At 76.7% G+C, this 25363-nt stretch carries 23 protein-coding genes; 12 read left to right on the top strand and 11 right to left on the bottom strand.

The annotated features are described in order from the left end of the window. Positions 1 to 159: 159 nt before the first annotated feature. From U5M74_RS04725 to U5M74_RS04700, 6 genes are all read left to right on the top strand, one after another. Entirely contained in the window at positions 160 to 507 is a 348-nt protein-coding gene (locus U5M74_RS04725) for a hypothetical protein (protein ID WP_410906614.1), read from the top strand. 94 nt (positions 508 to 601) lie between these two features. Next, a complete protein-coding gene (locus tag U5M74_RS04720; protein WP_410906612.1) occupies positions 602 to 1762 on the top strand; it encodes an adenosine deaminase in 1161 nt (386 codons plus the stop codon). A 5-nt stretch (positions 1763 to 1767) separates the two neighbouring features. Further along, positions 1768 to 2523, top strand: a complete 756-nt coding sequence (gene deoC, locus U5M74_RS04715) for a deoxyribose-phosphate aldolase (protein WP_410906870.1) — start codon at positions 1768 to 1770, stop codon at positions 2521 to 2523. 60 nt (positions 2524 to 2583) lie between these two features. Continuing rightward, a complete protein-coding gene (locus U5M74_RS04710; RefSeq protein ID WP_410906610.1) occupies positions 2584 to 3297 on the top strand; it encodes an ATP-binding cassette domain-containing protein in 714 nt (237 codons plus the stop codon). Between the two features lie 5 nt (positions 3298 to 3302). Further along, on the top strand, positions 3303 to 4886 hold the full coding sequence (locus tag U5M74_RS04705) for a hypothetical protein (protein WP_410906608.1): 1584 nt from the start codon (positions 3303 to 3305) through the stop codon (positions 4884 to 4886). A 50-nt stretch (positions 4887 to 4936) separates the two neighbouring features. Beyond that, the gene (locus U5M74_RS04700) at positions 4937 to 5788 is read left to right on the top strand and encodes a siderophore-interacting protein (protein ID WP_410906606.1); all 852 of its coding nucleotides are present in this window, start codon (positions 4937 to 4939) and stop codon (positions 5786 to 5788) included. 5 nt (positions 5789 to 5793) lie between these two features. On the opposite strand, the gene U5M74_RS04695 is transcribed toward U5M74_RS04700, so the two are convergent. Next, positions 5794 to 7575, bottom strand: coding sequence for a phospho-sugar mutase (locus tag U5M74_RS04695; protein ID WP_410906868.1), 1782 nt, complete (start codon positions 7573 to 7575; stop codon positions 5794 to 5796). Positions 7576 to 7630: 55 nt separating this feature from the next. After that, positions 7631 to 8491: a purine-nucleoside phosphorylase gene (locus U5M74_RS04690; RefSeq protein ID WP_410906604.1), complete on the bottom strand. Its 861-nt coding sequence runs from the start codon at positions 8489 to 8491 to the stop codon at positions 7631 to 7633. Between the two features lie 178 nt (positions 8492 to 8669). On the opposite strand from U5M74_RS04690, the gene U5M74_RS04685 reads away from it, so the two are divergent. Further along, positions 8670 to 10055 (top strand): NAD(P)H-quinone dehydrogenase, encoded by a 1386-nt coding sequence (locus U5M74_RS04685; protein ID WP_410906866.1) that lies wholly within the window; start codon positions 8670 to 8672, stop codon positions 10053 to 10055. 67 nt (positions 10056 to 10122) lie between these two features. Further along, a complete protein-coding gene (locus tag U5M74_RS04680) occupies positions 10123 to 10590 on the top strand; it encodes a hypothetical protein (RefSeq protein ID WP_410906602.1) in 468 nt (155 codons plus the stop codon). On the opposite strand, the gene U5M74_RS04675 is transcribed toward U5M74_RS04680, so the two are convergent. Further along, entirely contained in the window at positions 10587 to 11171 is a 585-nt protein-coding gene (locus tag U5M74_RS04675; protein ID WP_410906600.1) for an NUDIX domain-containing protein, read from the bottom strand. The genes U5M74_RS04680 and U5M74_RS04675 overlap by 4 nt on opposite strands. Positions 11172 to 11462: 291 nt before the next feature. Between U5M74_RS04675 and U5M74_RS04670 the strand changes: the two genes are divergently transcribed. Next, the gene (locus U5M74_RS04670) at positions 11463 to 12776 is read left to right on the top strand and encodes an MFS transporter (RefSeq protein ID WP_410906864.1); all 1314 of its coding nucleotides are present in this window, start codon (positions 11463 to 11465) and stop codon (positions 12774 to 12776) included. 75 nt (positions 12777 to 12851) lie between these two features. On the opposite strand, the gene U5M74_RS04665 is transcribed toward U5M74_RS04670, so the two are convergent. From U5M74_RS04665 to U5M74_RS04635, 7 genes are all read right to left on the bottom strand, one after another. Beyond that, positions 12852 to 14648 carry an acetyl/propionyl/methylcrotonyl-CoA carboxylase subunit alpha gene (locus tag U5M74_RS04665; protein ID WP_410906598.1) on the bottom strand — a complete coding sequence of 599 codons (1797 nt, stop codon included), beginning with the start codon at positions 14646 to 14648 and terminating at the stop codon, positions 12852 to 12854. Between the two features lie 204 nt (positions 14649 to 14852). After that, positions 14853 to 15536, bottom strand: a complete 684-nt coding sequence (locus U5M74_RS04660; protein WP_410906596.1) for a Maf family protein — start codon at positions 15534 to 15536, stop codon at positions 14853 to 14855. A 29-nt stretch (positions 15537 to 15565) separates the two neighbouring features. Further along, entirely contained in the window at positions 15566 to 16486 is a 921-nt protein-coding gene (locus U5M74_RS04655; RefSeq protein WP_410906594.1) for an AEC family transporter, read from the bottom strand. Between the two features lie 15 nt (positions 16487 to 16501). Further along, entirely contained in the window at positions 16502 to 18232 is a 1731-nt protein-coding gene (locus U5M74_RS04650) for a DUF885 domain-containing protein (RefSeq protein ID WP_410906592.1), read from the bottom strand. A gap of 64 nt (positions 18233 to 18296) precedes the next feature. After that, on the bottom strand, positions 18297 to 18575 hold the full coding sequence (locus tag U5M74_RS04645; protein ID WP_410906591.1) for an acyl-CoA carboxylase subunit epsilon: 279 nt from the start codon (positions 18573 to 18575) through the stop codon (positions 18297 to 18299). Next, complete coding sequence (locus U5M74_RS04640) at positions 18572 to 19105, bottom strand: hypothetical protein (protein WP_410906589.1); 534 nt, start codon at positions 19103 to 19105, stop codon at positions 18572 to 18574. Before U5M74_RS04640 ends, U5M74_RS04645 begins: the two co-directional genes overlap by 4 nt. Positions 19106 to 19139: 34 nt before the next feature. After that, positions 19140 to 20756 carry an acyl-CoA carboxylase subunit beta gene (locus U5M74_RS04635; protein WP_410906587.1) on the bottom strand — a complete coding sequence of 539 codons (1617 nt, stop codon included), beginning with the start codon at positions 20754 to 20756 and terminating at the stop codon, positions 19140 to 19142. Between the two features lie 158 nt (positions 20757 to 20914). Here U5M74_RS04635 and U5M74_RS04630 point away from each other — a divergent pair, with 158 nt between their 5' ends. Together U5M74_RS04630 and U5M74_RS04625 are read left to right on the top strand one after the other, a co-directional pair. Then, positions 20915 to 21934: a biotin--[acetyl-CoA-carboxylase] ligase gene (locus U5M74_RS04630; RefSeq protein ID WP_410906585.1), complete on the top strand. Its 1020-nt coding sequence runs from the start codon at positions 20915 to 20917 to the stop codon at positions 21932 to 21934. Positions 21935 to 22043: 109 nt separating this feature from the next. Next, positions 22044 to 23096 (top strand): adenylate/guanylate cyclase domain-containing protein, encoded by a 1053-nt coding sequence (locus U5M74_RS04625; RefSeq protein WP_410906583.1) that lies wholly within the window; start codon positions 22044 to 22046, stop codon positions 23094 to 23096. A 35-nt stretch (positions 23097 to 23131) separates the two neighbouring features. On the opposite strand, the gene U5M74_RS04620 is transcribed toward U5M74_RS04625, so the two are convergent. Then, entirely contained in the window at positions 23132 to 23923 is a 792-nt protein-coding gene (locus U5M74_RS04620; RefSeq protein WP_410906581.1) for an SOS response-associated peptidase, read from the bottom strand. Positions 23924 to 24107: 184 nt separating this feature from the next. On the opposite strand from U5M74_RS04620, the gene U5M74_RS04615 reads away from it, so the two are divergent. Beyond that, positions 24108 to 25340, top strand: a complete 1233-nt coding sequence (locus U5M74_RS04615; RefSeq protein WP_410906579.1) for a multidrug effflux MFS transporter — start codon at positions 24108 to 24110, stop codon at positions 25338 to 25340. The last annotated feature ends 23 nt before the right edge of the window (positions 25341 to 25363 follow it).

The following is a 25363-nucleotide window of genomic DNA, read 5'->3' as shown; positions in this document are numbered from 1 at the left end:
CCGGGACGCACCACGAGCCGGTGGCGGGCGTGCCGGGGCGGCGTCACGATGGGGTACCCGGACCCGCCGACCGCGGCGCGGCCGCGCCCGCGGCCGGTGGGGCGGGGAGGACCCCGTGGGCCCCGCGAGGGGCCTCACCGTGACCCAAGGAGGAAGCCCATGAGCACCCTGCCCGGCCACGACAGCTGGCGCGACGCCGGTCTCGACGACGCCCTCCGGGAGCCGGAGCACCGCGAGATCGACCCGGACGACCTGGGCCCCGAGGCCGCGAGCCTCGTCGAGGAGGTCCAGACCCCGAACGAGCCGCCGCGCCACCCCGAGGCCTCCCCGGAGGACTACCGCCCCCGCACGGCACGCCCCGACCTGGCCGGCGAGGCCAACGAGGCCGACGTCGTCGAGCAGTCGGAGGAGGTCGAGGTGGTGGAGGACGAGGGGGTGTGGGAGCCGGCGGGCTTCGACCAGGGCTTCGCGGGCGACGAGGTCGGGCCCGAGGACGTCGAGCAGTGACCACCGCAGCCGTCCCGGCAGCGACCCCGGCGGACGTCGCCGCGGCCACCCTCGCCGTGCCCCCGGCGGCGGCCCGGCCCAGTAGGTTGGGGGCATGACCGACCCCGCCCCGACCGCCGGCACGCGCCTGGCCGGCACCGCCACCTCGGGCTCCGCCCTCGTCGACCTGATCCCGTCCCTGCCGAAGGTCGTGCTGCACGACCACCTCGACGGTGGCCTGCGCCCGCAGACCGTGCTCGAGCTCGCCGACGCCGTCGGCCACCCGCTGCCCGCGCAGGACGCCGCCGCCCTGGCCGACTGGTTCCAGCAGGCGGCCGACTCCGGCTCGCTGGTGCGCTACCTGGAGACCTTCGACCACACGATCGCCGTGATGCAGACGCCCGAGGCGCTCGCCCGGGTGGCCCGGGAGGCCGTCCTCGACCTCGCGGCCGACGGCGTGGTGTACGCCGAGCAGCGCTGGGCGCCCGAGCAGCACCTGCAGCGCGGCATGAGCCTGCCGGAGACGGTCGAGGCCGTGCAGGCCGGCATCGACGCGGGCATCGCCGAGGCCGCCGCGCGCGGCCAGGTGATCCGCGTCGGCCAGCTCGTCACCGCGATGCGGCACGCCGACCGCTGGCGCGAGATCGCCGAGCTCGCCGTCGCCTACCGCGGCGCGGGCGTCGTCGGCTTCGACATCGCCGGCGCCGAGGACGGCTTCCCGCCGGACCGGCACGCCGAGGTGTGGCGGTTCCTCGCCGACAACGACTTCCCGGTGACCATCCACGCGGGCGAGGCCGCCGGCGTGCCCTCCATCGCGCAGGCCGTGCACCTGGGCCAGGCCGACCGCATCGGCCACGGCGTGCGCATCGTCGAGGACATCGCGTTCGGCACGGACAGCGACGGCTCGCCGCTGGCCACGCTCGGGTCGCTCGCGCACTGGGTGCGCGACCACCAGATCCCGCTCGAGGTGTGCCCGGTGTCCAACCTGCAGACCGGCGCCACCGCCGCGCGCACGATCGCCGAGCACCCGATCACCCGGCTCAAGGAGCTGGACTTCGCCGTCACGCTCAACACCGACAACCGGCTGATGTCCCGCACGTCGATGACGCACGAGATGACCCGCCTGGTGACCGAGGCGGGCTGGACGATCGACGACCTCGCCGACGTCACCGTCACGGCCGCGTGGGGCGCGTTCGTGCACCACGACGAGCGCCGCGCCATCGTCGACGACCTCGTGCTGCCCGGCTACCAGACCATCGAAGGAGCGCTCCGGTGACCGACCTGCCCACCCCCCGCACCCCGGCCGAGGCGCCCGCAGAGGTGCCGTCCACGCCGGCCGAGCTCGCCTCCTTCGTCGACCACACGCTCCTGAAGCCGGAGGCCACCACGGCCGACGTCACGGCGCTGGTGGAGGAGGGCGCCCGGCTCGGGGTGTTCTCCGTGTGCGTCTCGCCCACGTTCGTGGCGCACGCCGTCGCCGTCGCGGCCGGCCGGCTCAGGGTCGCCACGGTGTGCGGCTTCCCGTCCGGCAAGCACGTCAGCGAGGTCAAGGCCGCCGAGGCGGCCCGCTCCGTGGCCGACGGCGCCGACGAGGTCGACATGGTGCTCGACGTCGGCGCCGTGCGCGCCGGCGAGCTGGCCGCCGTGCAGGCCGACATCGCCGCCGTGCGCGCCGCGGTGCCCGCCGACCGCCTGCTCAAGGTGATCATCGAGTCCGCCGCCCTGACGGACGAGCAGGTCGTGGCCGCGTGCCGGGCCGCCGAGGCGGCCGGCGCCGACTACGTCAAGACGTCCACCGGGTTCCACGCGACCGGCGGCGCCACGGTGCACGCCGTGCGCCTCATGGCGGACACCGTCGGCGGCCGCCTCGGCGTCAAGGCCTCCGGCGGCATCCGCACGCTGCCGGACGCTTTGGCGATGGTCGCGGCCGGCGCCACGCGGCTGGGCCTGTCGGGCACCGCCGTCGTGCTCGGCGGGTTCGAGCCCGACGCCGCGCAGGGCGCCGCCGGCGCGGCGCCGGAGGCCGGCGGGTACTGACCCGCCGCCGCGCCGGCCACCGCGCCGGCCACCCGGACCAGGGCCGATAGCCTGCGGGGCGTGACGGACGACCACCGCGCCCCGCAGGCCGACCCCGGACCGACGACCACCCCGGCCCCGGTCGCCGAGGTGCGCGGCGCCACCCGCACCCACGGCACGGTCCAGGTCCTGGCGCCGACCAACTGGAGCCTCGCGCCCGGGCGGGCCGCCGCGGTCGTGGGACCCAACGGCTCGGGCAAGACCACGCTGCTGCGGCTCGTGGCCGGGGCGGACCTGCCGACCACCGGAAGCGTCGCGACGTTCGGCGCGCCCGCCAACGTCTCGCGCCAGCGCCGCCGCGAGGACCTCGCCCTGCTGCTCGACGGGTTGCCCACCTACCCCGACCTCACGGTGGCGGAGCACCTCGCGCTCGTCGCCGCGGCGTGGGGGCCGCGGCACCCCGGGCCCGGCGTCGACGCCTGGCTCGGGCGCGCCGGGCTGGCGCGCGTGCGCGACCAGCTCCCGGCCGAGCTCTCCTCCGGCGAGGGACAGATGTTCGCCCTCGCGTGCACGCTGTACCGGCCCGCGCGGCTCGTGCTGCTCGACGAGCCCGAGCAGCGGCTCGACGCCCGGTGGCGCGAGCTGGCCCGGTCTCTCCTCGTGGCCGCGCTGGACGCCGGCCGGAGCGTCGTCGCCGCCACGCACGACCCCGGGCTGCGCGCGGCCCTGACGGCCCCCGGCCCGGACGGGGCGCCGCGCGGCGTCGAGGTCGCGCTCGCGGCCCCGGACCGGTGAGCGGCGTGCGGCCCCCGAGCCGGCCCGACGGCGCCCGGGCGTACCGCAGCTGGCGCCGCGCCGTGCTGCGCCGCCGCGCGGCGGCCTCCGCCGGGTCAGTGGCGTACGCCGCCTACGCGACCGTGCTCGTCACGGCGATGTACGGCTCGATGCTGGGCTCGCTGCTGCACCACGTCGGGGCGGGTGAGGACGCGGGACGCACGGCCGCGGGCCTGGGCGCGGCGGCGTTCGCCGGGGCGTGCCTCGGCGCGGTCGCGCTCGCCCGGGCCGGCGGGCCGCTGTGGACGTCGCGCCGCGAGGCGGTGCACGTGCTCGGCGGGCAGTTCCGGCCGACGGCGGTGCTGCGCCCCCGGGCGCTCGCCGTCGCGCTCGGTGCGGCGCTCGTGGCCGCCGCGGCGACCGCGGCGGTCGTGCTCGGCGGCGGGGCGGCTCCCGGCGAGGTGGCCCGCGCGACGGCGCTGGCCGCGCTCGCCGCCCAGGTGCCGGTCGCGCTGGGCGTCGCGGCGCAGGCCCCGCGCCTGCGTCCGGCCGCGGGCGGCGTGGCCTGCGCGCTGGCCGGCACGGTGGCGGCCCTCTGGTGGCTCGGCGGCCCCGTCCCCGCGCCGGCCGGCCCGCTCGCGTGGGCCGCGGTGCTCGTCGCCGCGACCGGGTGCGTCGTGGTCGCGGCGCAGGTGCTCCCGGCGCGCGTGGACGTGGACGCCGCCGCCGCGGGGCGCGAGCGGTCCGTCGGCGTCGGCGCGGGCCTCGCGACCGGCGACGCCCTCGCCGTCGGGCGGGGGCGCCGGCCGCTCGCCTCGCCCAGGGCCCGGCGACGCGGCGGCCGCCTCCTGAGCGGCGGGCCGTCGCGGCGGTGGCCGGTGCCGGCGCGCGACCTCGCCGGCCTGGCCCGCCGGCCGGTCCGCACCGCGGCCTCCCTCGCGCTCGGGACGCTCGGCGCCGGCCTCGTGCTCGTCGCGCTCGCGACGAGCGGCACTGCGACGGGGCCTGCGACGGGACCTGCGGCGGGACCGGGGATCGTGACCCCGGCGACCGGGCGGCTCGTGGTCGGCCTCCTGCTGCTCTACGCGGCGTCGGGCACGTGGGCCGGCGGCCTGCGGGCGTTCGGCGCCCAGCCGGTGCCGGGCGCGCTGCTGCCGGGCAGCGCCCGCGCCGTCCTGGCCCGGCACGCCGTCGTGCCCGCCGCCGCGGGCGTGCTCGTCGTGGTCGTGGCGGCCGGCGTGCTCGCCGTGGTGCTGGCGGCCGGCGTGCCCGGGGTCGCCGGCGGCCCCGGCGCCCTGCCCGGTGCCCTGCCCGGTGCCCTGCCCGGTGCCCTGCCCGCCGCCGTCGCCTGGCTCGCGCTGGTGCTCGCGACGCGCGCGTGGGTGGCCGGCCGCACCCAGGTGCCGGCGGGGCTGTTCGTGCCCGTGGTGACGCCGATGGGCGACGCCTCGATGCTCGTGGTGGCGTCCTGGTACGTCCGGGGGTGGCTGCTGCTCGCCACGGCGGGCTGGGTCGGCGGGCTGCTCGACGGGGCCGCGGCCGTGCTCGTGCCGGCCGGGGCCGCCGCGGTCCTGGCGCTCGTCGCGGCGGAGCGGGCCGACCGGGTCTGAGGGGGGCGCCGTCGGGGGCGCCCAGGACGGCAGGTTAGGCTCACCTCACCATGACCGAGACCGCAGCGCGCCCCTCCGCCCCCGACCAGCACGTCCTCCCGCAGGCGGGCCCCGCGGGGCCGCCGCGGCGCAGGGGCGTGCCGCACACCGTGACCGTCGCGGCGAAGCGGCGGCTCACGCCGCACGTGGTGCGGGTGACGCTCGCCGGGGAGGAGCTGCGCACGCTCGACCCCACGCCGTACACCGACCGCTACGTCAAGCTCGTCATGGCCGAGCCGACCGAGCCGGAGGGCCGCCCCGTGCTGCGCACGTACACGGTGCGCGCGGTGCGCGACGGCGAGTGGGACGTGGACGTCGTCGTGCACGGCGACGAGGGGTACGGCGGCCCGTGGGCCGCCGGCGTGCGGCCGGGGGAGAGCGTGACGTTCCTCGGCCCGGGCGGCGGGTACGCGCCCGACCCGGCCGCGGCCTGGCACCTGCTGGTGGGCGACGACTCCGCGCTGCCGGCGGTGGCCGCCGCGCTCGAGGCCATGCCGGCCGACGCGGTGGTCCGCGCCTTCGTCGAGGTCGCCGGCGACGCCGACCGCCAGGACCTCGCGACGACGGCCGACACCCGCATCACCTGGGTGGTGCGCGGCACCGGGAGCCTGGAGGACGCCGTCATCGACGCCCACGCCCGCGGCGAGCTGCCGGCGGGCGCGCCGCACGCCTTCCTGCACGGCGAGGCCGGCTGCGTGCGGGTGCTGCGCCGCTGGGCCCGCGCCGAGCTCGGCGTCACGCCCGAGCAGCTCTCGGCGTCCGGCTACTGGCGCCGCGGCGCCGACGACGAGCGCTGGCGGGTCGAGAAGCGCGCGTGGGTCGCCGCCGTCGCGCAGGACGACGCCGCGCTCGCCGGCGCCTGACCCCGTCAGAGCCCCAGCGCGGCCGTCAGGTCCTTCTTGATGCGCTCCAGGGCGGCGCGCGCCTCGGCCCGCACCTCGCCGACCGTCTCGTACGAGGCGCGCGGCCCCACGGGCCGCACCACCTCGAGGTAGCACTTCACCTTCGGCTCGGTGCCCGACGGGCGCACCACCACGCGGGTGTCGTCCGCGGTGAGCAGCACGACGCCGTCGGTGGGCGGCAGGCTGTCGACGCCCGCCGACAGGTCGACGACCCGGGCCACGCCGCTGCCGGCCAGCGTGCGCGGCGGGGACATCCGCAGCCGCTTCATCGTCGCGGCGATCTGGTCGAGGTCCTCGAAGCGCGCGGAGAGCTGGTCGGTGAGGAACAGGCCGTTGTCGCGGGCGATGTCGTCGAGCTGGTCCACCAGCGAGCGGCCCTCGCGCTTGAGCCGGTTGGCCAGCTGCGCGATCGCCAGCGCGGCGGCCAGGCCGTCCTTGTCGCGCACGTGCGCGGGGTCGACGCAGTAGCCCAGGGCCTCCTCGTAGCCGAACACGAGGTGCGGCGTGCGGGCGATCCACTTGAACCCGGTCAGCGTGGTGGCGTGCTCGATGCCGTGCCGCGCGGCGATGGCCGACAGCAGCCGGGAGCTGACGACGCTGCTGGCGAGCACGGCCCGACGGTGGCCCTCGGCGGCCGCCGCGGCCTCCTGGCCGAGCAGGGCGCCGACCTCGTCGCCGTGCAGCATGCGCCAGCCCTGCGAGCTGGCCGACTCCACGCCCTGGTAGGTGCCCAGCCGCCGGTCCAGCACGGCGACGGCGCACCGGTCCGCGTCGGGGTCGTTGGCGAGCACCAGGTCGGCGTTCGCCTCCTGGGCCAGCGCGATCGCCATGTCGATCGCGCCCTTCTCCTCGGGGTTGGGGAACGTCACCGTGGGGAAGTTCGGGTCGGGGTGCAGCTGCTCCTCGACGGGCACGACGTCGGTGAACCCGGCGTCGCGCAGCACGCGGGCCAGCACGCGCCCGCCGACGCCGTGCAGCGACGTCGTGACGATGCGGATGCGGCGCGGCGCGCCGTCGTTGAGGGTGGCCACGGCGGCGAGGTAGTCGTCGAGGACCTCGCGGCCCAGCACCGTCCAGCCGTCCGTGGCGCGCGGCACGCCGGAGGCCGGGCCCACGGCGGCGATCTGCTCGGCGATCCGGGCGTCGTACGGAGGGACGATCTGCGCGCCCCGGCCGGCGTCGGTGACCACGCGGCCGCCCAGGTACACCTTGTAGCCGTTGTCCTGCGCCGGGTTGTGCGACGCGGTGACCATGACGCCGGCGTCCGCCTCGAGGTGGCGCACCGCGTAGGCCAGCACCGGCGTCGGCAGCGGCGCCGGGAGCACCAGCACCTCGACGCCCTGGGCCGTCAGCACCTCGGCGGTGTCCCGGGCGAAGTCCGCCGAGCGGTGGCGGGCGTCGTAGCCGACCACGACGCGGGGCGTCGCGCTCCGCCCGAGCGCGTCGAGCAGGTAGCGGCCCAGGCCGGCCGCCGCCGTCGTCACGACGGCGCGGTTCATCCGGTTGGGGCCCGCGGCCATCGCGCCGCGCAGGCCGGCGGTGCCGAACTGCAGCGAGCCGGCGAACCGGTCGCGCAGCTCGGCGACGTCGTACGCGGACTCCTGCCCGCCGGCCTGCGCGCGGGCGATCAGCGCCCGCAGCTCCGCCCGGTCCTCCTCGTCGACGTCGTGCCGGACCCAGTCCTCGGCCTGCGCCAGCAGCGTGCGCAGGCCGGGGCCCCAGAACTCGTCGGAGTCGTCGTACGGCACGTCGGCCGAGGGGTCGTGCGACACGGGGACCTCCAGGTGTGGGCGGTGCCGGGGCTCAGACGAGCTTGACGACGCGGGCGAGCAGGTCGCTGATGACGGGGCCGGCCTTGGTGCCCGCCTCCAGCACCTCCGCGTGCGACAGGGGCTCGGGGCTGATGCCGGCGGCGAGGTTCGTCACCAGCGACATGCCCAGCACCTCCATGCCGCAGTGCCGGGCCGCGATCGCCTCGAGGCCCGTCGACATGCCGACCAGGTCGGCGCCCATGACGCCCGCCATGCGCACCTCGGCGGGCGTCTCGTAGTGCGGCCCGCAGAACTGGGCGTACACGCCCTCGGGGAGCGTCGGGTCCACCTGGCGGGCCACGTCGCGCAGGCGCGGGGTGTACAGGTCCGTGAGGTCGACGAACGTGGGGCCCTCGAGCGGCGACGTGGCCGTGAAGCTGATGTGGTCCTTGATGAGCACGACCTGGCCGGGGCGCCAGGACACGTGCAGGCCGCCGCAGCCGTTGGTGAGCACGACGGTCTGGCAGCCGGTGGCGGCGGCGGTGCGCACGCCGTGGGCGACGCGGCGCACGCCGCGGCCCTCGTACAGGTGGGTGCGCGAGCCGAGCACCAGGACCTGGCGCGTCGAGCCGTCGGCGCGCTCCACGCGGATCGAGCGGGTGGTGGCCACGTGGCCCGCCACGGCCGGCTTCGAGAAGCCCGGGATCTCCTCGGTGGGGATCTCCGCCACCACCTCGCCGAGCAGCTCGGCCGCGCCGCCCCAGCCGGAGCCGAGCACCAGCGCGATGTCGTGGCCGGCCACCCCCGTCGCCTCGGCGATGTGGTCCGCCGCCGCGCGGGCGACGTCGAAGGGGTCGGTCGAGGGGTCGTCGATGTCGGGTGCCAGACCCGTGACGGTGCTGCTCGTGGCCATGGTCCGAGGCTAGCCGACAGCCTGGGAGAATGGCGCCGTGCCGAACGAGAGAACCGTCGCCGAAGCCGCCTCGTCCGTCCCGTCCCCCGTCCCGTCCCCCGCCCCGTCGTCCGGTGCGGCGAGCACCCCGGCCACCGCGGGGGAGGCCGCCGTCCGCAGCGCCCGCCGGGGGCAGCGCGTGGTCGTCCTCGGGGGCGGCCCCGGCGGCTACGAGGCCGCGCTCGTCGCGCGCCGACTCGGCGCCGACGTCACGGTGGTCGAGCGCCAGGGCCTGGGCGGCGCCGCGGTGCTCACCGACGTCGTGCCGTCCAAGACGCTCATCGCCACCGCGGAGTGGCTGACGATCGCCGAGCGGGCGCCGGAGCTCGGCATCCGCACCGGCGGCGACCGCCCCGCAGTGGACCTGTCCGCCGTCAACGCCCGCGTGCTGGCGCTCGCCGCGGCCCAGTCCGCCGACATCCGTGGCCGCCTCGAGCGCGAGGGCGTCGAGCTCGTCGCCGGCACCGGGCGCCTGGACGGGCCGTCGCGGGTGGTCGTGGCGCCCGAGGGCGGCGCGCGCGAGGTGGTGCTCGACGCCGACACGGTGCTCGTGGCCACCGGCGCCACGCCGCGGACACTGCCGACGGCGCGGCCCGACGGCGAGCGCATCCTCACCTGGACGCAGCTGTACCAGCTCGACGCGCTGCCCGAGCGCCTCGTCGTGGTCGGCTCCGGCGTCACCGGCGCGGAGTTCGCCGGGGCGTACCAGGCGCTCGGCTCCGACGTCGTCCTGGTGTCCTCCCGCGACCGGGTGCTGCCGGGGGAGGACGAGGACGCCGCGGAGCTCCTGGAGGGCGTGTTCCGCGCCCGCGGCATGACGGTGATGTCGCGCTCGCGGGCGCAGTCCGCCGAGCGGACCGCCGACGGCGTCGCCGTCACGCTCGCCGACGGGCGCGTGGTGGAGGGCACCCACGTGCTCATCGCCGTCGGCGCGGTGCCGAGCACCCGGGGCATCGGCCTCGAGGAGGCCGGCGTCGCCCTGAGCGAGAGCGGCCACGTGCAGGTCGACCGGGTCTCGCGCACCACGGCCCGCGGCGTGTACGCGGCCGGCGACTGCACCGGCGTGCTGCCGCTGGCGTCGGTGGCCGCGACGCAGGGCCGCACCGCCATGGCGCACGCCCTGGGCGACGCCGTCGCGCCGCTGCAGCTGGGCACCGTCGCGGCGAACATCTTCACCGCCCCGGAGATCGCCACCGTGGGCTACAGCGAGCGCCGCCTGCAGGAGCAGGGCTCGCGCTACGTGACCACGACGCTGCCGCTGGCGCGCAACCCGCGCGCCAAGATGCTCGGCATGCGCGACGGGTTCGTGAAGCTCTTCGCGCACCCGGAGGCCGGCGTGGTGCTCGGCGGCGTGGTGGTGGCGCCGCGGGCCAGCGAGCTGGTCTTCCCGATCACGCTCGCGGTGGCGCACCGCCTCACGGTCGACGACGTCGCCGACTCGTTCACCGTCTACCCGTCGCTGTCGGGGTCGATCGCCGAGGGCGCGCGCGTGCTGCACGCGCGCGACCGCGAGCGGGTGGTCTGAGACCCCCCGCCCCGCGCGAGGCGGGCGTGGGGCCGCGAGCCGCGGCGGGCGGGCTTAGTGTCGGACCGTGCACGTACGTCTGACCCCCGCCGAGGGGATGGTCATGGCCCGCATCGCCGGCGTGGAGACCCCGCCGGCCGTCACCTCCGTGACGGCCGAGGACGGCGTGGTGCGCCTCGTGGCGGACCTGCGCCGGGTCGACGAGCTGCCGTCCGCGCTCAAGCTCGCCGTCAAGGTCGCGCCGATCGTGCGCGCCGAGGTGCGGATCCTGTCCTACGCCGGCGGCAAGGCGACGCTCGGGGTCGAGGTGAACGCCGCGCGGCTGCCCGCGCACCGGCTCATGGGTCTGCTCGCCGAGCCGATCGAGCACCAGCTCGTCAAGCAGGGGCTGCCCCCCGGCGCGGTGGACGTGCGGTCCGACGCGACCGTCGTCGTCGACGTGGAGCGGCTGCTGGCCGAGAAGGCGCCCGGCGTCGACGTGACGCGCCTGGCGATCGACGGCGAGCACGTCGTCGTCGACGCGACGCTGGCCTAGGCGCTCTCCGCGTCGGCGGAGGTCTCCGCCCCGCCGCCCCGCGCGGTGCCGTCTCTCGCGGTGCCGTCTCTTGCGGTGCCGTCCAGCATCGTCAGCAGCCGCGGCAGGGCCGCGGCGAACGCGGGCAGCAGCGGGAGCGTCCCCAGCTCGCCGAGCGGCACCCAGCGCACCTCGAGGCTCTCCGGGTCGGTGGCGGCGGGCTCGACGGCCGCGCCCGGCGCGACCTCGCCCACCACCGTCGTGTACGCCCACGGGCCGTGGTCCAGCACGTGCGTGCCGCGCACCGCCACGGCGGTCGGGTCGACCCCGGCCTCCTCCTGGGTCTCGCGCAGCGCGCCGGTGACGGCGTCCTCGGACGGGTCGAGCGCCCCGCCCGGCACGCCCCAGGTGCCGCCCTGGTCGGACCAGAGGGCCCGGTGCTGCAGGACCACGTCGGTCACGGCGCCCGTCGCGGCGTCGCGGCGGGCCAGCAGCAGGCCGGCGGCGCCGTACAGGCCCCAGTGCCGGTGGTCGCCGCACGCGACCCAGCCGTCCCCGGCGTGGCGGTGGAGGCCGTCGCGGGGCGGAAAAGGGCTGGGCACCCGGCCAGGCTACCGCCGAGGATGGACGGGCGGGCGCCGCAGCGACCGACGTGCCCGCGCCCGGCGGGCGGACCGATGAGTCCGCCCGTCGTCCGGGGTCGACCGACACGACACCGACCACGGACCGGCACCACGCCGACCCATCCCGAGGGGACACCGATGGACCGCGAGCAGGACGTCACCGACGCCACCACCCCCGACGGCGCCACGAACGGCGCCGCGGACCGAGCCGCGCACGGGGCCCCAGCGGGCGCCGCGGACGGAGCCCCCGCCGGCACCACCGACGCCGCGATGCCGGGCTGGAAGCGGAACGCCGCCGTCTTCCTCAGCGGCCAGACCATCTCCCTGCTCGGCTCGATGATCGTCCAGTACGCCGTGATGTGGCACCTGACGATCGAGACGCGGTCCGGCTCGGTGCTGATGCTGAGCATCGTGTTCGGGATGCTGCCGCAGGCGTTCGTCTCGATCTTCGGCGGTGTCTGGGCCGACCGGCACTCCCGCAAGCTGCTGATCATGGGCTCGGACACCGCCATCGCGGCCATCACGCTGGGGCTGGCCCTGCTCATGGTGTCCGGCGTCGACGACCTGTGGGTCATCTTCGCCGCGCTGGCCGTGCGCTCCACGTTCGCCGGCATCCAGACCCCCGCGGTGAGCGCGATGATCCCGCAGATCGTCCCGACCGACCAGCTCATGCGGATCAACGGCATCTTCCAGTCGATCCAGTCCGGGATGATGCTGCTCGCGCCGGTCGTGGCCGCCGCCATCTACGCCAGCTTCGACATCGTCGCGGTGTTCTTCGTCGACGTCGTCACCGCGCTGATCGGGGTGGGGCTGCTGCTGCTCGTCGCGGTGCCGCGGCTCGTGCGGGCCGACGACGCGCCGGTGAGCTACTTCGGCGACCTCGCCGCGGGCGTCCGGTACATCGCCGGCCACGGCCCGGTGAAGTGGCTGATGACGCTCTTCGCCGTGACCATGGTGCTGGTCGGCGCCCCGTCCTACCTCACGCCGCTCATGGTGACCCGCACGTTCGGTCCGGAGGTCTGGAAGCTCACCGCCAACGAGATCTTCTGGGCGGTCGGCATGCTCGCCGGCGGCATCGTGGTCGCCGCTCTCGGCAGCCGCATCACCAACCGGATCGCGCTGATCGTGGGCACTGTGCTCGCCGCGGGCGTGCTCACCGCCGGCCTCGGCGTCGCGACCAACATGTGGGTGTTCTTCACGCTGGGCCTGCTCATCGGCGCGACCTTCTCGCTGATGTCGGCGCCGAGCATGGCGATCCTGCAGGAGACCGTGGAGCCGGAGAAGCAGGGCCGCGTCTTCGGGTTCGTGGGCATCGTCATGACGGTCGCGATGCCGCTGAGCATGGTGGTGTTCGGCCCGCTGGCCGACCGGTTCTCGGTCGAGTCGCTGCTCGTGGTCGCCGGGGTGCTGCTCATGGCCTTCGTCGCCGGGCTGCTCGCCGTGCCGTCCGCGCGACGGTCGCTGGCGCAGGTCGCGCGGCCCGCCGCACCGCCGGAGGGCGAGGGGGTCGACGGCGCCGCCGGGGCCGACGACGCGCGGACGGCGGCGGGCGAGCCGGCCGTCCGGGACGCGGCCGGCGCCTGAGCCGCGCGCCCCGGCGCCCGGACCGGTCCCGACGGGCGGCTGCCGGCGCGGCGGGTGCCGCGACCGGCGGAGGCGTCAGTCGACGATGTCGCAGATCGGCGCGCCGGCCGTGACGCCGTCGCCCGGGGCGAGGGCCAGGGCCCGCACCGTGCCGGCCCGGTGGGCCACCAGCGGCTGCTCCATCTTCATGGCCTCGAGCACGACGACGAGGTCGCCCTCGGCCACCTGGGCGCCGTCCTCGACGGCCACCTTGACGATCGTGCCCTGCATGGGCGAGGTGAGCGTCGTCCCGTTGCCGCCGGCTGCGCGGGCGGCGGCCCGCCGGCCCGGACGGCGGCCGTTGCCGCCGCGGGCGTTGGCCTGGCGGGCGCGGCCCGCGGCCACGCCGAGGCCGGCGGGCAGCACCACCTCGAGGCGGCGCCCGCCCACCTCGACGACGACGCGCTCGGCCTGCGGCTGCAGCTCCTCGGCCTCCGGCTCGGCGGCCGGCGGGGCGGCCGGCGCGAGCGTGGCGAGGGTGTCGGCGAAGTCGGTCTCGATCCACCGGGTGTGCACCCGGAAGGCGTCGCCGCCCGCCGGGACGAAGTCCTCGGCCTCGAGCACGGCGCGGTGGAACGGCACCACGGTGGGGATGCCCTGCACCTCGAGCTCGCGCAGCGCGCGCCGGGCGCGCTCCACGGCCTGCTGGCGCGTGGCGCCGGTGACCACCAGCTTGGCGATCATCGAGTCGAACGCGCCGGAGACCGTGTCGCCCTCGACCACGCCGGTGTCGACGCGCACGCCGGGGCCGGACGGCCAGCGCAGCGTGGTGATCCGGCCGGGGGAGGGCAGGAACCCGGCGGCCGGGTCCTCGCCGTTGATGCGGAACTCCAGGGAGTGCCCGCGCACGGTGGTGGCGTCGTAGCCGAGCTTCTCGCCGTCGGCGATCCGCAGCTGCTCGCGCACCAGGTCGATGCCGGTGACCTCCTCGCTCACCGGGTGCTCGACCTGCAGGCGCGTGTTGACCTCCAGGAACGAGATGGTGCCGTCCTCGCCCACGAGGAACTCGCACGTGCCGGCGCCGACGTAGCCGGCCTCGGCGAGGATGGCGCGCGAGGCGCGGTCGAGCGCCTCCTCCTGCTCGGGGGTGAGGAACGGCGCGGGCGCCTCCTCGACGAGCTTCTGGTGGCGCCGCTGCAGCGAGCAGTCGCGGGTGGAGACCACGACGACGGTGCCGTGCGCGTCGGCGAGGCACTGGGTCTCCACGTGCCGCGGGCGGTCGAGGTAGCGCTCGACGAAGCACTCGCCGCGGCCGAACGCGGCCGTCGCCTCGCGCACCGCGGACTCGTACAGCTCGTCGATCTCGTCGGCGGTGCGGGCGACCTTGAGGCCGCGGCCGCCGCCGCCGAACGCCGCCTTGATGGCGATGGGCAGGCCGTGCTCGGCCGCGAACGCGCGCACCTCGGCGGCGTCCTGGACGGGGTCGGCGGTGCCAGGCACCAGCGGGGCGCCGGCGCGCTGGGCGATGTGCCGGGCGCTCACCTTGTCGCCGAGCGCCTCGATGGCCGCCGGGGGCGGGCCGACCCACACCAGGCCGGCGTCGATGACGGCCTGGGCGAACTGCGCGTTCTCGGACAGGAAGCCGTACCCGGGGTGCACCGCGTCGGCGCCGGAGCGGCGCGCGACGTCGAGCAGCTTGTCGATGTCGAGGTAGGTGTCCTGCGCCCGGGCGCCGCCGAGGGCGAACGCCTCGTCGGCCAGGCGGACGTGCAGCGCCTCGCGGTCGGGGTCGGCGTAGACCGCGACCGACGCGATGCCGGCGTCGGCGCACGCGCGCGCGACCCGGACCGCGATCTCGCCGCGGTTGGCGATGAGGACCTTGGTGATGGGCACGGCTCACCGTAACGCGGGCCGAGCGTTGCTCAGGGCAGGTGTCGGCGGGCCGCGGGGAAGTCTGTAGCGGGTGCCAAGCGTGCTCCGGGCCGTCTGTAGGGATCCCACATGGCGAGCGTGTCCGGGCGGGCCCCGGTGCCACGTGCGTTGCGGGTTCCCACAGAGCCGGTCGCCCTGCGGCGGGGCGCCCGCGGCGCCGGGAGGTCAGCCGCGCAGCGCGTGGAAGGGCACGCCGATCTCGCCCAGCAGCTCGCGCAGCAGCGGCAGGCTCAGCCCGACGACGCCGTGGTGGTCGCCCTCGATCCGCTCGACGTACGGGCCGCCGAGGCCGTCGATCGTGAAGGCGCCGGCCACGTGCAGCGGCTCGCCGGTGGCGACGTAGGCCTCGATCTCGGCGTCGTCGACGTCGGCGAAGTGCACGGTGGTCGACGACGTGGCGCCCAGGGTGGCGCCCGTGCCGTCGCCGTCGGTGTCGCGCAGGTCCACCAGCCAGTGCCCGGTGTGCAGCACCGCGGCGCGCCCGCGCATGGCGCGCCAGCGGGCCCGCGCCTCGTCGGCGTCGGCGGGCTTGCCCACGACCTCGCCGTCGAGCTCGAGCATCGAGTCGCAGCCGACGACCACGGCGTCGGCCACCTGCGCGCCGATCATGTCGGCGACGGCCTCCTCGTCCTCCAGGCGCCGCGCGACGTCCTCGGCCTTGGCCTGGGCGAGCACGAGCACCTGGTCGGCCGCCTCGAGCTCGCCGTGCCGCTCGGCGGCGTCGGCCAGCACGGCCGGCTCGTCCACGCGGGAGACGACCACGGTGGGCTCCACCCCGGCGGCGCGCAACGTCGCCAGACGGGCGGGGGACTGGGAGGCGAGGACCACGTGGACCTGGGGCTCGGGCACGAGGGAACCCTACCCGTCGCCCCGGCGCGTCACCCCAGCAGCAGGGCGGCCGCGAAGAGGACGGCGGGGGACAGGAGCGTGGTCACGAGGATGGTGTCCCGGGACAGGACCTCGCCGCGGTGGAACCGCGAGGCGTAGTTGAAGACGTTCTGCGCGGTGGGCAGGCCCGCGAGCACGACGGCGGCGAGCACCTCGTCGTCGTCGAGCCGGAAGGCGTACCGGGCGAGCGCGAACGCCACGGCCGGCATCACGACGGCCTTGATCGCGGTGGCGACGCCGGCGGCGGCGCGGGACGACCCGCGCCGCAGCGGCCGCGACCCGTGCAGCGACATGCCGAACGCCATGAGCATCATGGGGATCGCCGCCCCGCCGAGGATCTCCAGCGGGGCGAGCACCGGGGCCGGCACGCTCCAGCCGAGCGCGGAGACCACCGCGCCGGCCACCGACCCGAGGATGATCGGGTTGCGCACGGGCTGGGTCAGCACGAGGCGCACCGACAGCCGGCCGGACGTCTGCGCGTCGAGCAGCAGCAGCGTCAGCGGGGCGAAGACCAGCAGCTGCAGCAGGAGCAGCGGCACCACGGCGCCCGGGTCGTCCAGCACGTACACCGCCACGGGCAGGCCGATGTTGTTGGCGTTGACGTACCCGGCCGACACCGCCCCCACCGTCGCCTCGGACGCCGAGAGCCGCAGGCGCACCGCGTTGGCGACGACGAACAGCCCCGCGGCGACGACCGCCGCGGCGCCCTGGACCAGCAGGGGCGCGTGGAACAGCTCGGCGAGGTCCGCGTCGGCCACCACGGTGAACAGCAGCGCGGGGCTGGCCACGAAGAACGCGATGCGGTTGAGCGCGAGCTGCGCGCCGTCGCCGCCGAGGCGCAGGCGGCCGGAGACGTACCCGGCCGCGATGACCACCGCGATGATCGCGAACCCGGTGAGGATGCCCTCCATCGGTCGCCGGCGCGGTCAGCCGCGGGCGGCCGGCGCGTCGGCGAGCGCCTCGCGCAGCACGTCCAGGCCCACCGAGCCGAGCGCCAGCGCCCGGGCGTGGAACGCCTTGGCGTCGAACGCCTCGCCGCGCGCCGCGGCGGCGGCCCGCGCGTCGTCGCGCACCTGCTCCCACAGCCGCTGGCCCACCTTGTACGACGGCGCCTGACCCGGCCAGCCGAGGTAGCGGTTGTACTCGAACCGCACGAAGCCCTCGGCCATGTTGACGTTCGCCTTGAGGAACGGCCAGGCCTTGTCGGCGTCCCAGGTGCCGCCGCCCCAGCGCTCGGGCGCGGGCAGGCCCAGGTGCACGCCGATGTCGAACACGACGCGGGCGGCGCGCATGCGCTGGGCGTCGAGCATGCCGAGCCGGTCGCCCGGGTCGTCGAGGTAGCCCAGGTCGTCCATGAGCCGCTCGGCGTACAGCGCCCAGCCCTCGCCGTGGCCGGACACCCAGCAGGCCAGGCGGCGCCACGAGTTGAGGGTGTCGCGGGCGACGACGGCCTCGGCGCACTGCAGGTGGTGGCCCGGCACGCCCTCGTGGTAGACGGTCGTGCGCTCGCGCCAGGTGCTGAAGCGGGTGACCTCCGGCGGCACCGACCACCACATGCGGCCCGGCCGGGAGAAGTCGTCGCTCGGCGGGGTGTAGTAGATGCCGCCCGTCTGGGTCGGGGCGATCATGCACTCGATGGTGCGCACCGGGCCGGTGATGTCGAAGTGCACGCCGTCCAGGTCCTCGATCGCCCGGTCGGCGGTCTCCTGCATCCAGGCGCGCAGCGCGTCGGTGCCGTGCAGCTGGTAGCGCGGGTCGGCGTCGAGCGCGGCGACGGCGTCCTCCACCGTGGCGCCCGGGCCGGCGATCTCGCGGGCCACCGCGGTCTGCTCGGCGACGACGCGGTCGAGCTCCTCCAGGCCCCAGGCGTAGGTCTCGTCGAGGTCGACGGCGGCGCCGAGGAACTGGCGGGAGAACAGGGCGTAGCGCTCGCGGCCGGCGGCGTCGGCGTGCGGCGCCCTCGGCGCCAGCTCCGTCTCGAGGAACGCGGTGAGGCGGCCGTAGGCCTCCCGCGCGGCAGTGGCGCCGTGCTCGAGCTCCTTGCGCACGAGGCTGCACGCGGCGGACTCGTCGAGCACCGCGGCGGCCTCCTTGCCGCCCACCAGGGCGGTGAAGAACGAGTCCGGCCCGGCGAGCTCGCGCGCCTGGGCCATGGCCTCGCGCACCTGGCGCAGGGGCGCCACCCGGCCGCGGCGGGCGGCCTCGGTGAGCGAGGCGACGTAGCCCTCGACCGCGTCCGGCAGCGCGCCCAGGCGGGCGGCGACGTTCTCCCAGGCCTCGACCGTGCCGGTGGGCATGATGTCGAAGACGTCGCGCAGCTCCTGCACGGGGGAGGCGATGTTGTTGAGGCTGGCCAGCGGCTCGCCCGCCTCGTACAGCTCGACGGCGAGCCCCAGGCGCTCGCGCATGGCGGCCAGGGTGACGCGGTCGACGTCGTCGGCCGGCGTGAGGCCGTCGAGCTCGCGCAGCGTGGCCCGGTCGGCGTCGGCCCGCGCCGCGTGCCCCTCGGGCGACAGGTCCGTCATGAGGTGGTCGAACCCCGGCAGGCCCATCGCGGTGGCGCCGAGCGGGTCGAGCGCGGCGATGCGCCGGACGTGCCGGTCGGCGACGGCGTCGACGGGCGTGGGGGTGCGGGGCGCGGAACCGGGAGTCGTCACGGCGTGAGCCTAGCCCCGTCGCCTCGCGGCCGGCGGGCGCCTCCGCGGGCCCGGCTGCGCGGGCTCAGCTGCGCAGGCTCCAGCGCCAGGCGTCGGCGTGGTGCCGGCCCGAGCGGCCGCCGAAGCTCCTCGCCGTCGCCCCGGCGCCGTTGCCGCGCACGGTGCGGGCGTGGTTGGTCCACTCGTCGATCGGGGCGACGTCGTCGGGCAGGCCGGTGGCGCCGACGACGGTGGCGAGGCCGGCGACCAGCGCGGCGACCTCGAGCTCGTCGGGCTGGCCGCGCACGATGCGCACCGCGTGCGGCGCCTCGGGGGTGCCCGGGCCGGTCTGCTGCTCGCTCACTCGTCGTCCTCGTCGTCGTCCCCGAAGGCCGGCGCGCCGCCGCGGGAGGCGGCCCACTCCACGACCTCGTACCCGCCCTCGGCGAGCCGGTTCGTGGCCTGCTCGCCGGCCTCGTCGAGCAGGTCGATGACCCCGTCGATGGTCATGTCCGCACCGCCCGGCGGCACGGCCACCACGAAGCCGAGGTAGAACGCCTCGGCGGGCTCGGCGCCCTCCGGGAGCTCGTGCACGTGCTCGTGCTCCTCGTCCTCCTCCGGCTCCCACACCGAGCTGGTGAGGTCGGGGTGCATGCCGAGCACGTCGTGCAGCGCGTCGAACAGCGACGCGTTGAGGTGGCCGATGCGGTTCTCCAGCGCGAGGACGCGCGGGTCCTCGTCGGCCTCCGCCGCGCCGAACTCGGCGCGGACCCCGACGGCGGTGCCCACGTACTCGTGCAGCGCCGCCGCGAGCGCGTCGACCGCGCGGTGCATCGGCTCCGGGTCGACGGCGCCGAGCGGGGCCGGGCCGTGCGTGGCGTCCTCGTGGCTCATGCGGGCGATTGTCCCTCAGCGTGGTTCTCGGGGCTCACAGCGGGATGTTGCCGTGCTTCTTGGGCGGCAGGCTGGCGCGCTTGGTGCGCAGCGCCCGCAGCGCGCGCACCACCTGCATGCGGGTCTCCGACGGCCGGATGACGGCGTCGACGTACCCGCGCTCGGCGGCGTCCCACGGGTTGACGATCGCCTCCTCGTACTCGGCCGTCAGCCGCGCGCGCTCCGCCTCGACGTCACCGCCGGCCTTGTCGACCTCGGCCAGCGCCCGGCGCTGCAGGATGTTCACCGCGCCGCCGGCGCCCATGACGGCGACCTGCGCCGTCGGCCAGGCGAGGTTGACGTCCGCGCCGAGCTGCTTGGAGCCCATGACGATGTACGCGCCGCCGTAGGCCTTGCGGGTGATCACCGTGACCAGCGGCACCGTGGCCTCGGCGTAGGCGTAGATGAGCTTGGCGCCGCGGCGGATGATGCCCTGGTGCTCCTGGCCGACGCCGGGCAGGAAGCCGGGCACGTCGACGAAGGTCAGCACGGGGACGTTGAACGCGTCGCAGGTGCGCACGAACCGCGCGGCCTTCTCGGCCGCGTCGATGTCCAGCGTGCCGGCCATCGCCATGGGCTGGTTGGCGACGATGCCCACCGCCTGGCCCTCGACGTGCCCGAAGCCGACCAGCACGTTGGTGGCGAACAGCGGCTGCACCTCGAGGAACGACTCGGGGTCCAGCACCGTCTCGACCACGGTGCGCATGTCGTACGGCTGGTTGTCGGAGTCCGGGACCAGCGTGTCGAGCGCCTCGTCGTCCGCGGTCACCTCGAGCGGGGTGTCCTCGGGCGGGAACGCCGGCGCGTCGGACAGGTTGTTCTGCGGCAGGTAGCCCAGCAGCTGGCGCACGTAGTCGATGGCGTCGTCCTCGTCGGCGGCCATGTAGTGCGCGACGCCGGACCGCTCGTTGTGGGTGCGCGCCCCGCCGAGGGTCTCGAAGTCGACGTCCTCGCCGGTGACCGCGCGGATGACGTCCGGGCCGGTGATGAACATGTTCGCGGTGCCGTCGGCCATCACGATGAAGTCGGTCAGCGCGGGGGAGTAGACGGCGCCGCCGGCGCTGGGGCCGAGGATGAGGGAGATCTGCGGCACGACGCCGGAGGCGGCGACGTTGCGGCGGAACATCTCGGCGAACTGGGTGAGGGCGGCCACGCCCTCCTGGATGCGCGCGCCGCCGCCGTCGGAGATGCCGATGATCGGCACGCCGGTGCGCAGCGCGAGGTCCTGCACCTTGGCGATCTTCTGGCCGTGCACCTCGCCCAGCGAGCCGCCGAAGACGGTGAAGTCCTGGCTGAACACGCACACCTGGCGGCCGTCGACGGTGCCGTAGCCGGTGACGACGCCGTCGCCCGCCACCTTCTTGGCGTCGAGCCCGAAGTTGCGGCTGCGGTGCACCGCCAGCGCGTCGAGCTCCACGAACGAGCCCGGGTCCAGCAGCGCCTCGATGCGCTCGCGCGCCGTCTTCTTGCCGCGCGCGTGCTGCTTGGCCTGCGCGGCGGCCTCCGGCTCGGTGACGGCCGCGGCGCGGCGGCGCTCCAGGTCGGCCAGCTTCGCCGCCGTCCCGGTGGTCCGGGGCTGGGCGGCGAGGGTGTCGGTGGTGGCGTCGTTCACGCAGGCGAGCCTAGTTGGAGCACCTGCACAGTTCGATGCGCGGCCGGACGCGTGGCGCGGGTGTTCTTTGGTGGGTCCCCACAACGCCCGGGCGGGCGCGGGCGGGGTGGGGCGGGGTCGGGGACTCGCCCGCCGCGGGCCTGCGCGAGGATGGTCGGGTGACCGAGAGCCCCGCGCCCGCAGAGCCCGCCGCCGCGCCCGCGGAGTCTGCGGGGCCCACCGTGCCGGCCGCGGCGCGCGCCCCGCTCGACGTGCCGCGCCTGCGGGCGGCGCTGCTGCGGCCCGCGGGCGCGTGGGAGCGCCTCGACGTCGTCGCCACCTCGCCGTCCACCAACGCCGCGCTGGCCGGCCTGGCGCGCGACCCGGGCTCCTGGCGGGCGCCGGCGGCGCTCGCGGCCGAGCACCAGACCGCCGGCCGCGGGCGCGCCGGCCGGGGGTGGCAGACGCCGCCGGGCGCGGCGCTGACCGTCTCGGCGCTGCTGCGCCCGCGGGTGCCGGCCGAGGTGCTGGGCTGGCTGCCGCTGCTCGGCGGGCTGGCGGTGGTGCGGGCGCTGCGCGCCGCCGGCGTGCCGGCGGCCGTGAAGTGGCCGAACGACGTGCTGCTGCCCGCGGAGGAGCCCGTGGCCGGGTACGGCGCGTGGCGCAAGGTGGCGGGGCTGCTCGCCGAGGTGGTGCCGGGCGTGGCGGGGCAGGGCGCCGCGGGGCAGGGCGTCGCGGGCTCCGGCGGGAGGGCGCGGGACGGCGGGGCGCCGGCCGCCGTCGTCCTCGGCGTGGGGCTCAACGTGAGCCAGGCGACCGGCGAGCTGCCCGTGCCCACCGCCACGTCGCTCGCGCTCGCCGGCCCGGCCGGGGCGCGCGCCGCCGCCGACCGCACCGGGCTGCTGGTGGCCGTGCTGCGCGAGCTCGCCGCCGTCGTCGCCCGCTGGGAGGCCGACGGCGGCGACCCGCACGCCGCGGACGGCGAGGCCCCCTCGCTCGCGGCGCAGTACGCGGCGGCGTCGGCCACGCTCGGCGCCCCCGTGCGCGCCGAGCTCGCCGGCTCCGGCCGCGTGCTCGAGGGCACCGCCGTCCGGCTCGCGGCCGACGGGTCCCTCGTCGTCGCGGTCCCGGACGCCGCGGGGCCGGCCGTCGAGCACGTCGTCGCGGCCGGCGACGTCCACCACCTGCGCCGGGGCTGACCCGCGGTCGGCCGACGGGACACGACACGGGACACGACACGGGACGGGACGCGGGCCGGCGGCGCGGGCGTCCAGGTTCCTGCCAGGCGGGCGCCAGTAGAGTGGCGACGTGACGAGCGACACCTCGACCGAGTCCGACGCCCAGCCGACGGGCACACCCGGCACGGACATCGCCGGCCGGATCGACGAGGAGATCCTCGGCGGCCCGCGCCGGTACACCCTCGAGGACCTCGTGGTCGGCACCGGGCTGTCGCACGAGTTCATCGAGAGCTACTGGCGCTGGATGGGCCTGCCCGTCACGCACCCCACGGACCCGTGGTTCACCGAGAGCGACATGGACGCGCTGCGGGAGATCGCCGAGCTGAGCGAGGACGAGCACCTCGACGAGCAGGCGCTGCGCACCCTCATCCGGTCCGTCGGGCACACCACCGACCGCCTCGCGCTGTGGCAGGTCGAGGCGTTCGTCGAGCACGTCGCCCGCGACCACCAGCTCGACGACGTCAGCGCCCGCCTGGCGGTCATCGACCGGGTGCCGCAGCTGGCCGACCGCCTCGCGCGCCAGCTCGAGCACGCCTGGCGGCGCCAGCTGGCGGCCCTCGCCGGCCGGCTGGCCACGGAGTTCGGCGGCGCCCGCGGCGAGAACGTCACCGACGAGCACCAGCTCCCGCTGCGCCGCGCGGTCGGCTTCGCCGACATCGTCAGCTTCACCAAGCGCACCGCCGGGCTGGGGTCCGAGGAGCTCAGCGAGTTCGTGCAGCACTTCGAGACGCGGGCGCGCGACGTCGTGACCGAGGCCGGCGGCCGCGTGGTCAAGACCATCGGCGACGCCGTGCTGTTCATCGCCGACGACGTGCAGACCGGCGCCGAGGTGGCGCTCGGTCTGGCGAGCCCGCCGCCGTCGGGCGAGGAGATCCCGGTGCGCGTCGGGTTCGTCTGGGGCCGCGTGCTCTCGCGCTTCGGCGACGTGTTCGGCCCGAGCGTCAACCTCGCCTCGCGCCTCACCGAGATCGCCGAGCCGAGCACCGTGCTGGTCGACCCGCCGACGGCGGCGCTGCTGGCCACGTCGTCGCGCTTCGCGCTCACCCAGCAGCCCGAGCAGGAGGTGCAGGGCCTCGGGGCGATCCGGCCCGTGCGCCTGCAGCACGCCTACACCGGCGGCTGACGGCCCGGCCGGCGGTGTAGGCGTGCCGGGACGGGTCAGGCCGTCGCGGGCACGCCCGCGTCGATCGGCGCCGGGTCGGGCTCGAGCAGGCTCGGCCCGTCGTTGCGCACCGCGTTGACCCGCGTGGTGACCGGCGTGAGCGCGAGGTCGTGCACGGGCCCCGTGGCGATGCGGGCCGCCTCCTCGGCGCCGACGGCGGGGTCGAGCCAGGCGTCCCACGCCGCGGCCGGCAGCGCCACGGGCATCCGGTCGTGGACGTGTGCGAGGTGCGGCGCCGCGGCGGTGGTGATGATCGTGGTCGACACGAGCCAGCGGTCCGGGTCGTCCGCCGCGCGCGCCGGGTCGCGCCAGAACTCGTAGAGCCCGGCGAACGCGACCCCGCCCTCGGCGGGGTGGATCCAGTACGGCTGCTTCGGCACCTTCGCCGCGCCCTTCCCGCCGGCCGCGGCGCCGGCGGGCGGCGGGAGCCGGCGCCACTCGTAGTAGCCCTCGGCGGGCACCAGGCAGCGCCGCGCGGCCAGCGGCCGGGCGAAGGCCGGCTTGTCGAGCAGCGTCTCGGAGCGGGCGTTGATCATCCGCGCCCCGACGCCCGGGTCCTTGGCCCACGACGGCACGAGCCCCCAGCGCGCCAGCCGCATCGAGCGGGTGATCTCGCCGTGCCCGCCGTCCGGGAGCCGTGCCGGGCGCTCGACGACGATCCGCACGCCGTCGGTGGGTGCCACGTTCCACGACGGCGCGAGCGCGCGCGCGTCCTCGGCGAGCTCCGCGACGGCGAGGTCGTCGGCCACGTCCTGGGCGCTGCGGAAGGAGGCGAATCGGCCGCACATGCGGCCTATCCTCCCGCGGCCCGCCGACATCCCGCCGGCATCCCGCCGGCACTCCGCACGCGCCCCGCCGACACCCCGCCGCCCGCCGGTCGGCCGACCCGAGCCCCGACCCGAGCGCCGGCGTGAGCGCCGTCACCGGCCGCGTGACCCGGCGGGTCGTAACGTTTCGACTACGATGGCGCCCATGCCCGACAGAACCTTGGCCGCCCGCATGCGTGGCCGCAGCACGGCCAAGTGGGTGCTCATGCTCGGGGCGCTCTCGGCGCTCCCGGCGTTCACCGTCGACATGTACCTGCCGTCGCTGCCCGACGTCGCGCGCGAGCTCGGCTCCACCGACGCCATGGCGCAGCTGACCATCTCGGCGATGCTCGTCGGCGGCGGCCTGGGCCAGCTGGTGATCGGGCCGCTGTCCGACCGGTACGGCCGCCGGCTGCCGCTCCTGGTGGGCCTGGCTTTCCAGGTGATCACCTCCATCCTGTGCGCCGTCGCCACCGACATGACGCTGCTCATCGCCCTGCGCCTGCTGCAGGGCTTCTTCAACGCCTCCTGCGGCGTCGCGGCCGTCGCGATCGTCCGCGACCGGTTCGTCGGCGCCGAGGCCGCCCGCATCCTGTCGCGGCTGATGCTCGTCATCGGCGTCGCGCCGATGCTCGCCCCGACGCTCGGCTCGGCCGTCACGGCGCAGGCGAGCTGGCGGTGGGTGTTCGTCGTGCTGGCCCTGTTCGGCGCGGCCATGGCCGTCGTCGTCATGACGCTCATGCCGGAGACGCTGCCCCCCGTCGCACGCCGCTCGGGCGGCCCCAAGGCCGCCCTCGCCGGGTACCGCACGCTGCTGCGCGACCGGCACTTCATGGCCCTGGCGGTGGTGCCGGGCCTCGGGCAGGCGGTGCTCATGAGCTACGTGGTGGGCTCGCCGTTCGTCTTCCAGGAGCACTACGGGGTCTCCAAGGGCCAGTTCGCGCTGCTGTTCGCGCTCAACGGCATCGGCCTGGTCATCTCGGCGCAGATCAACGCGGCGCTGGTGCGCAAGGTGGCGCCGGTGCGCCTGCTGCGCGCGGGCCTGGTGGCGCAGGGCGCGCTCGCCGTCGTGCTGCTCGTCGTCGCGACGACGCAGCTCGGCGGGCTGTACGGGCTGCTCGCCGTGCTGTGGCTCGTGCTGGCCTTCCAGGGCCTCGTCCCGGCGAACGCCTCGGCGCTGGCCATGTCCCGCCACGGCGAGATCGCCGGCACCGCCGCCGCCGTCATCGGCGCCGTGCAGTCCGGCGTCTCCGGCCTCATCAGCCCGGTGGTCGGCGTGCTGGGCGGCGACGCGTTCGCGATGTCGGTCGTGATGCTCGGCGCGGTGGCCCTCGCCCTGCTCGTGCTGGCCGTGGCCACCCCGGCGTTCCGCCGCGGCGGCTGGCACATGCCGGTCTGAGCCGCGGCCGCGCGGGCGCCGGA

It is taken from the genome of Puerhibacterium sp. TATVAM-FAB25, assembly GCF_046535855.1.
GTDB classification, from domain to species: domain Bacteria; phylum Actinomycetota; class Actinomycetes; order Actinomycetales; family Cellulomonadaceae; genus Puerhibacterium; species Puerhibacterium variabilis_A.
The sequence above is the reverse complement of the archived record's forward strand: the minus strand, read 5'-3'. Positions and strand labels throughout refer to the sequence as shown.

Coding starts and splice junctions, on each gene's coding strand:
- U5M74_RS04620 (WP_410906581.1), bottom strand. CDS start 23,923: ATGTGCGGCCGATTCGCCTCCTTCCGCAGCGCCCAGGACGTGGCCGAC.
- U5M74_RS04670 (WP_410906864.1), top strand. CDS start 11,463: ATGCCGGGCTGGAAGCGGAACGCCGCCGTCTTCCTCAGCGGCCAGACC.
- U5M74_RS04720 (WP_410906612.1), top strand. CDS start 602: ATGACCGACCCCGCCCCGACCGCCGGCACGCGCCTGGCCGGCACCGCC.
- U5M74_RS04615 (WP_410906579.1), top strand. CDS start 24,108: ATGCCCGACAGAACCTTGGCCGCCCGCATGCGTGGCCGCAGCACGGCC.
- U5M74_RS04690 (WP_410906604.1), bottom strand. CDS start 8,491: ATGGCCACGAGCAGCACCGTCACGGGTCTGGCACCCGACATCGACGAC.
- U5M74_RS04725 (WP_410906614.1), top strand. CDS start 160: ATGAGCACCCTGCCCGGCCACGACAGCTGGCGCGACGCCGGTCTCGAC.
- U5M74_RS04655 (WP_410906594.1), bottom strand. CDS start 16,486: ATGGAGGGCATCCTCACCGGGTTCGCGATCATCGCGGTGGTCATCGCG.
- U5M74_RS04700 (WP_410906606.1), top strand. CDS start 4,937: ATGACCGAGACCGCAGCGCGCCCCTCCGCCCCCGACCAGCACGTCCTC.
- U5M74_RS04640 (WP_410906589.1), bottom strand. CDS start 19,105: ATGAGCCACGAGGACGCCACGCACGGCCCGGCCCCGCTCGGCGCCGTC.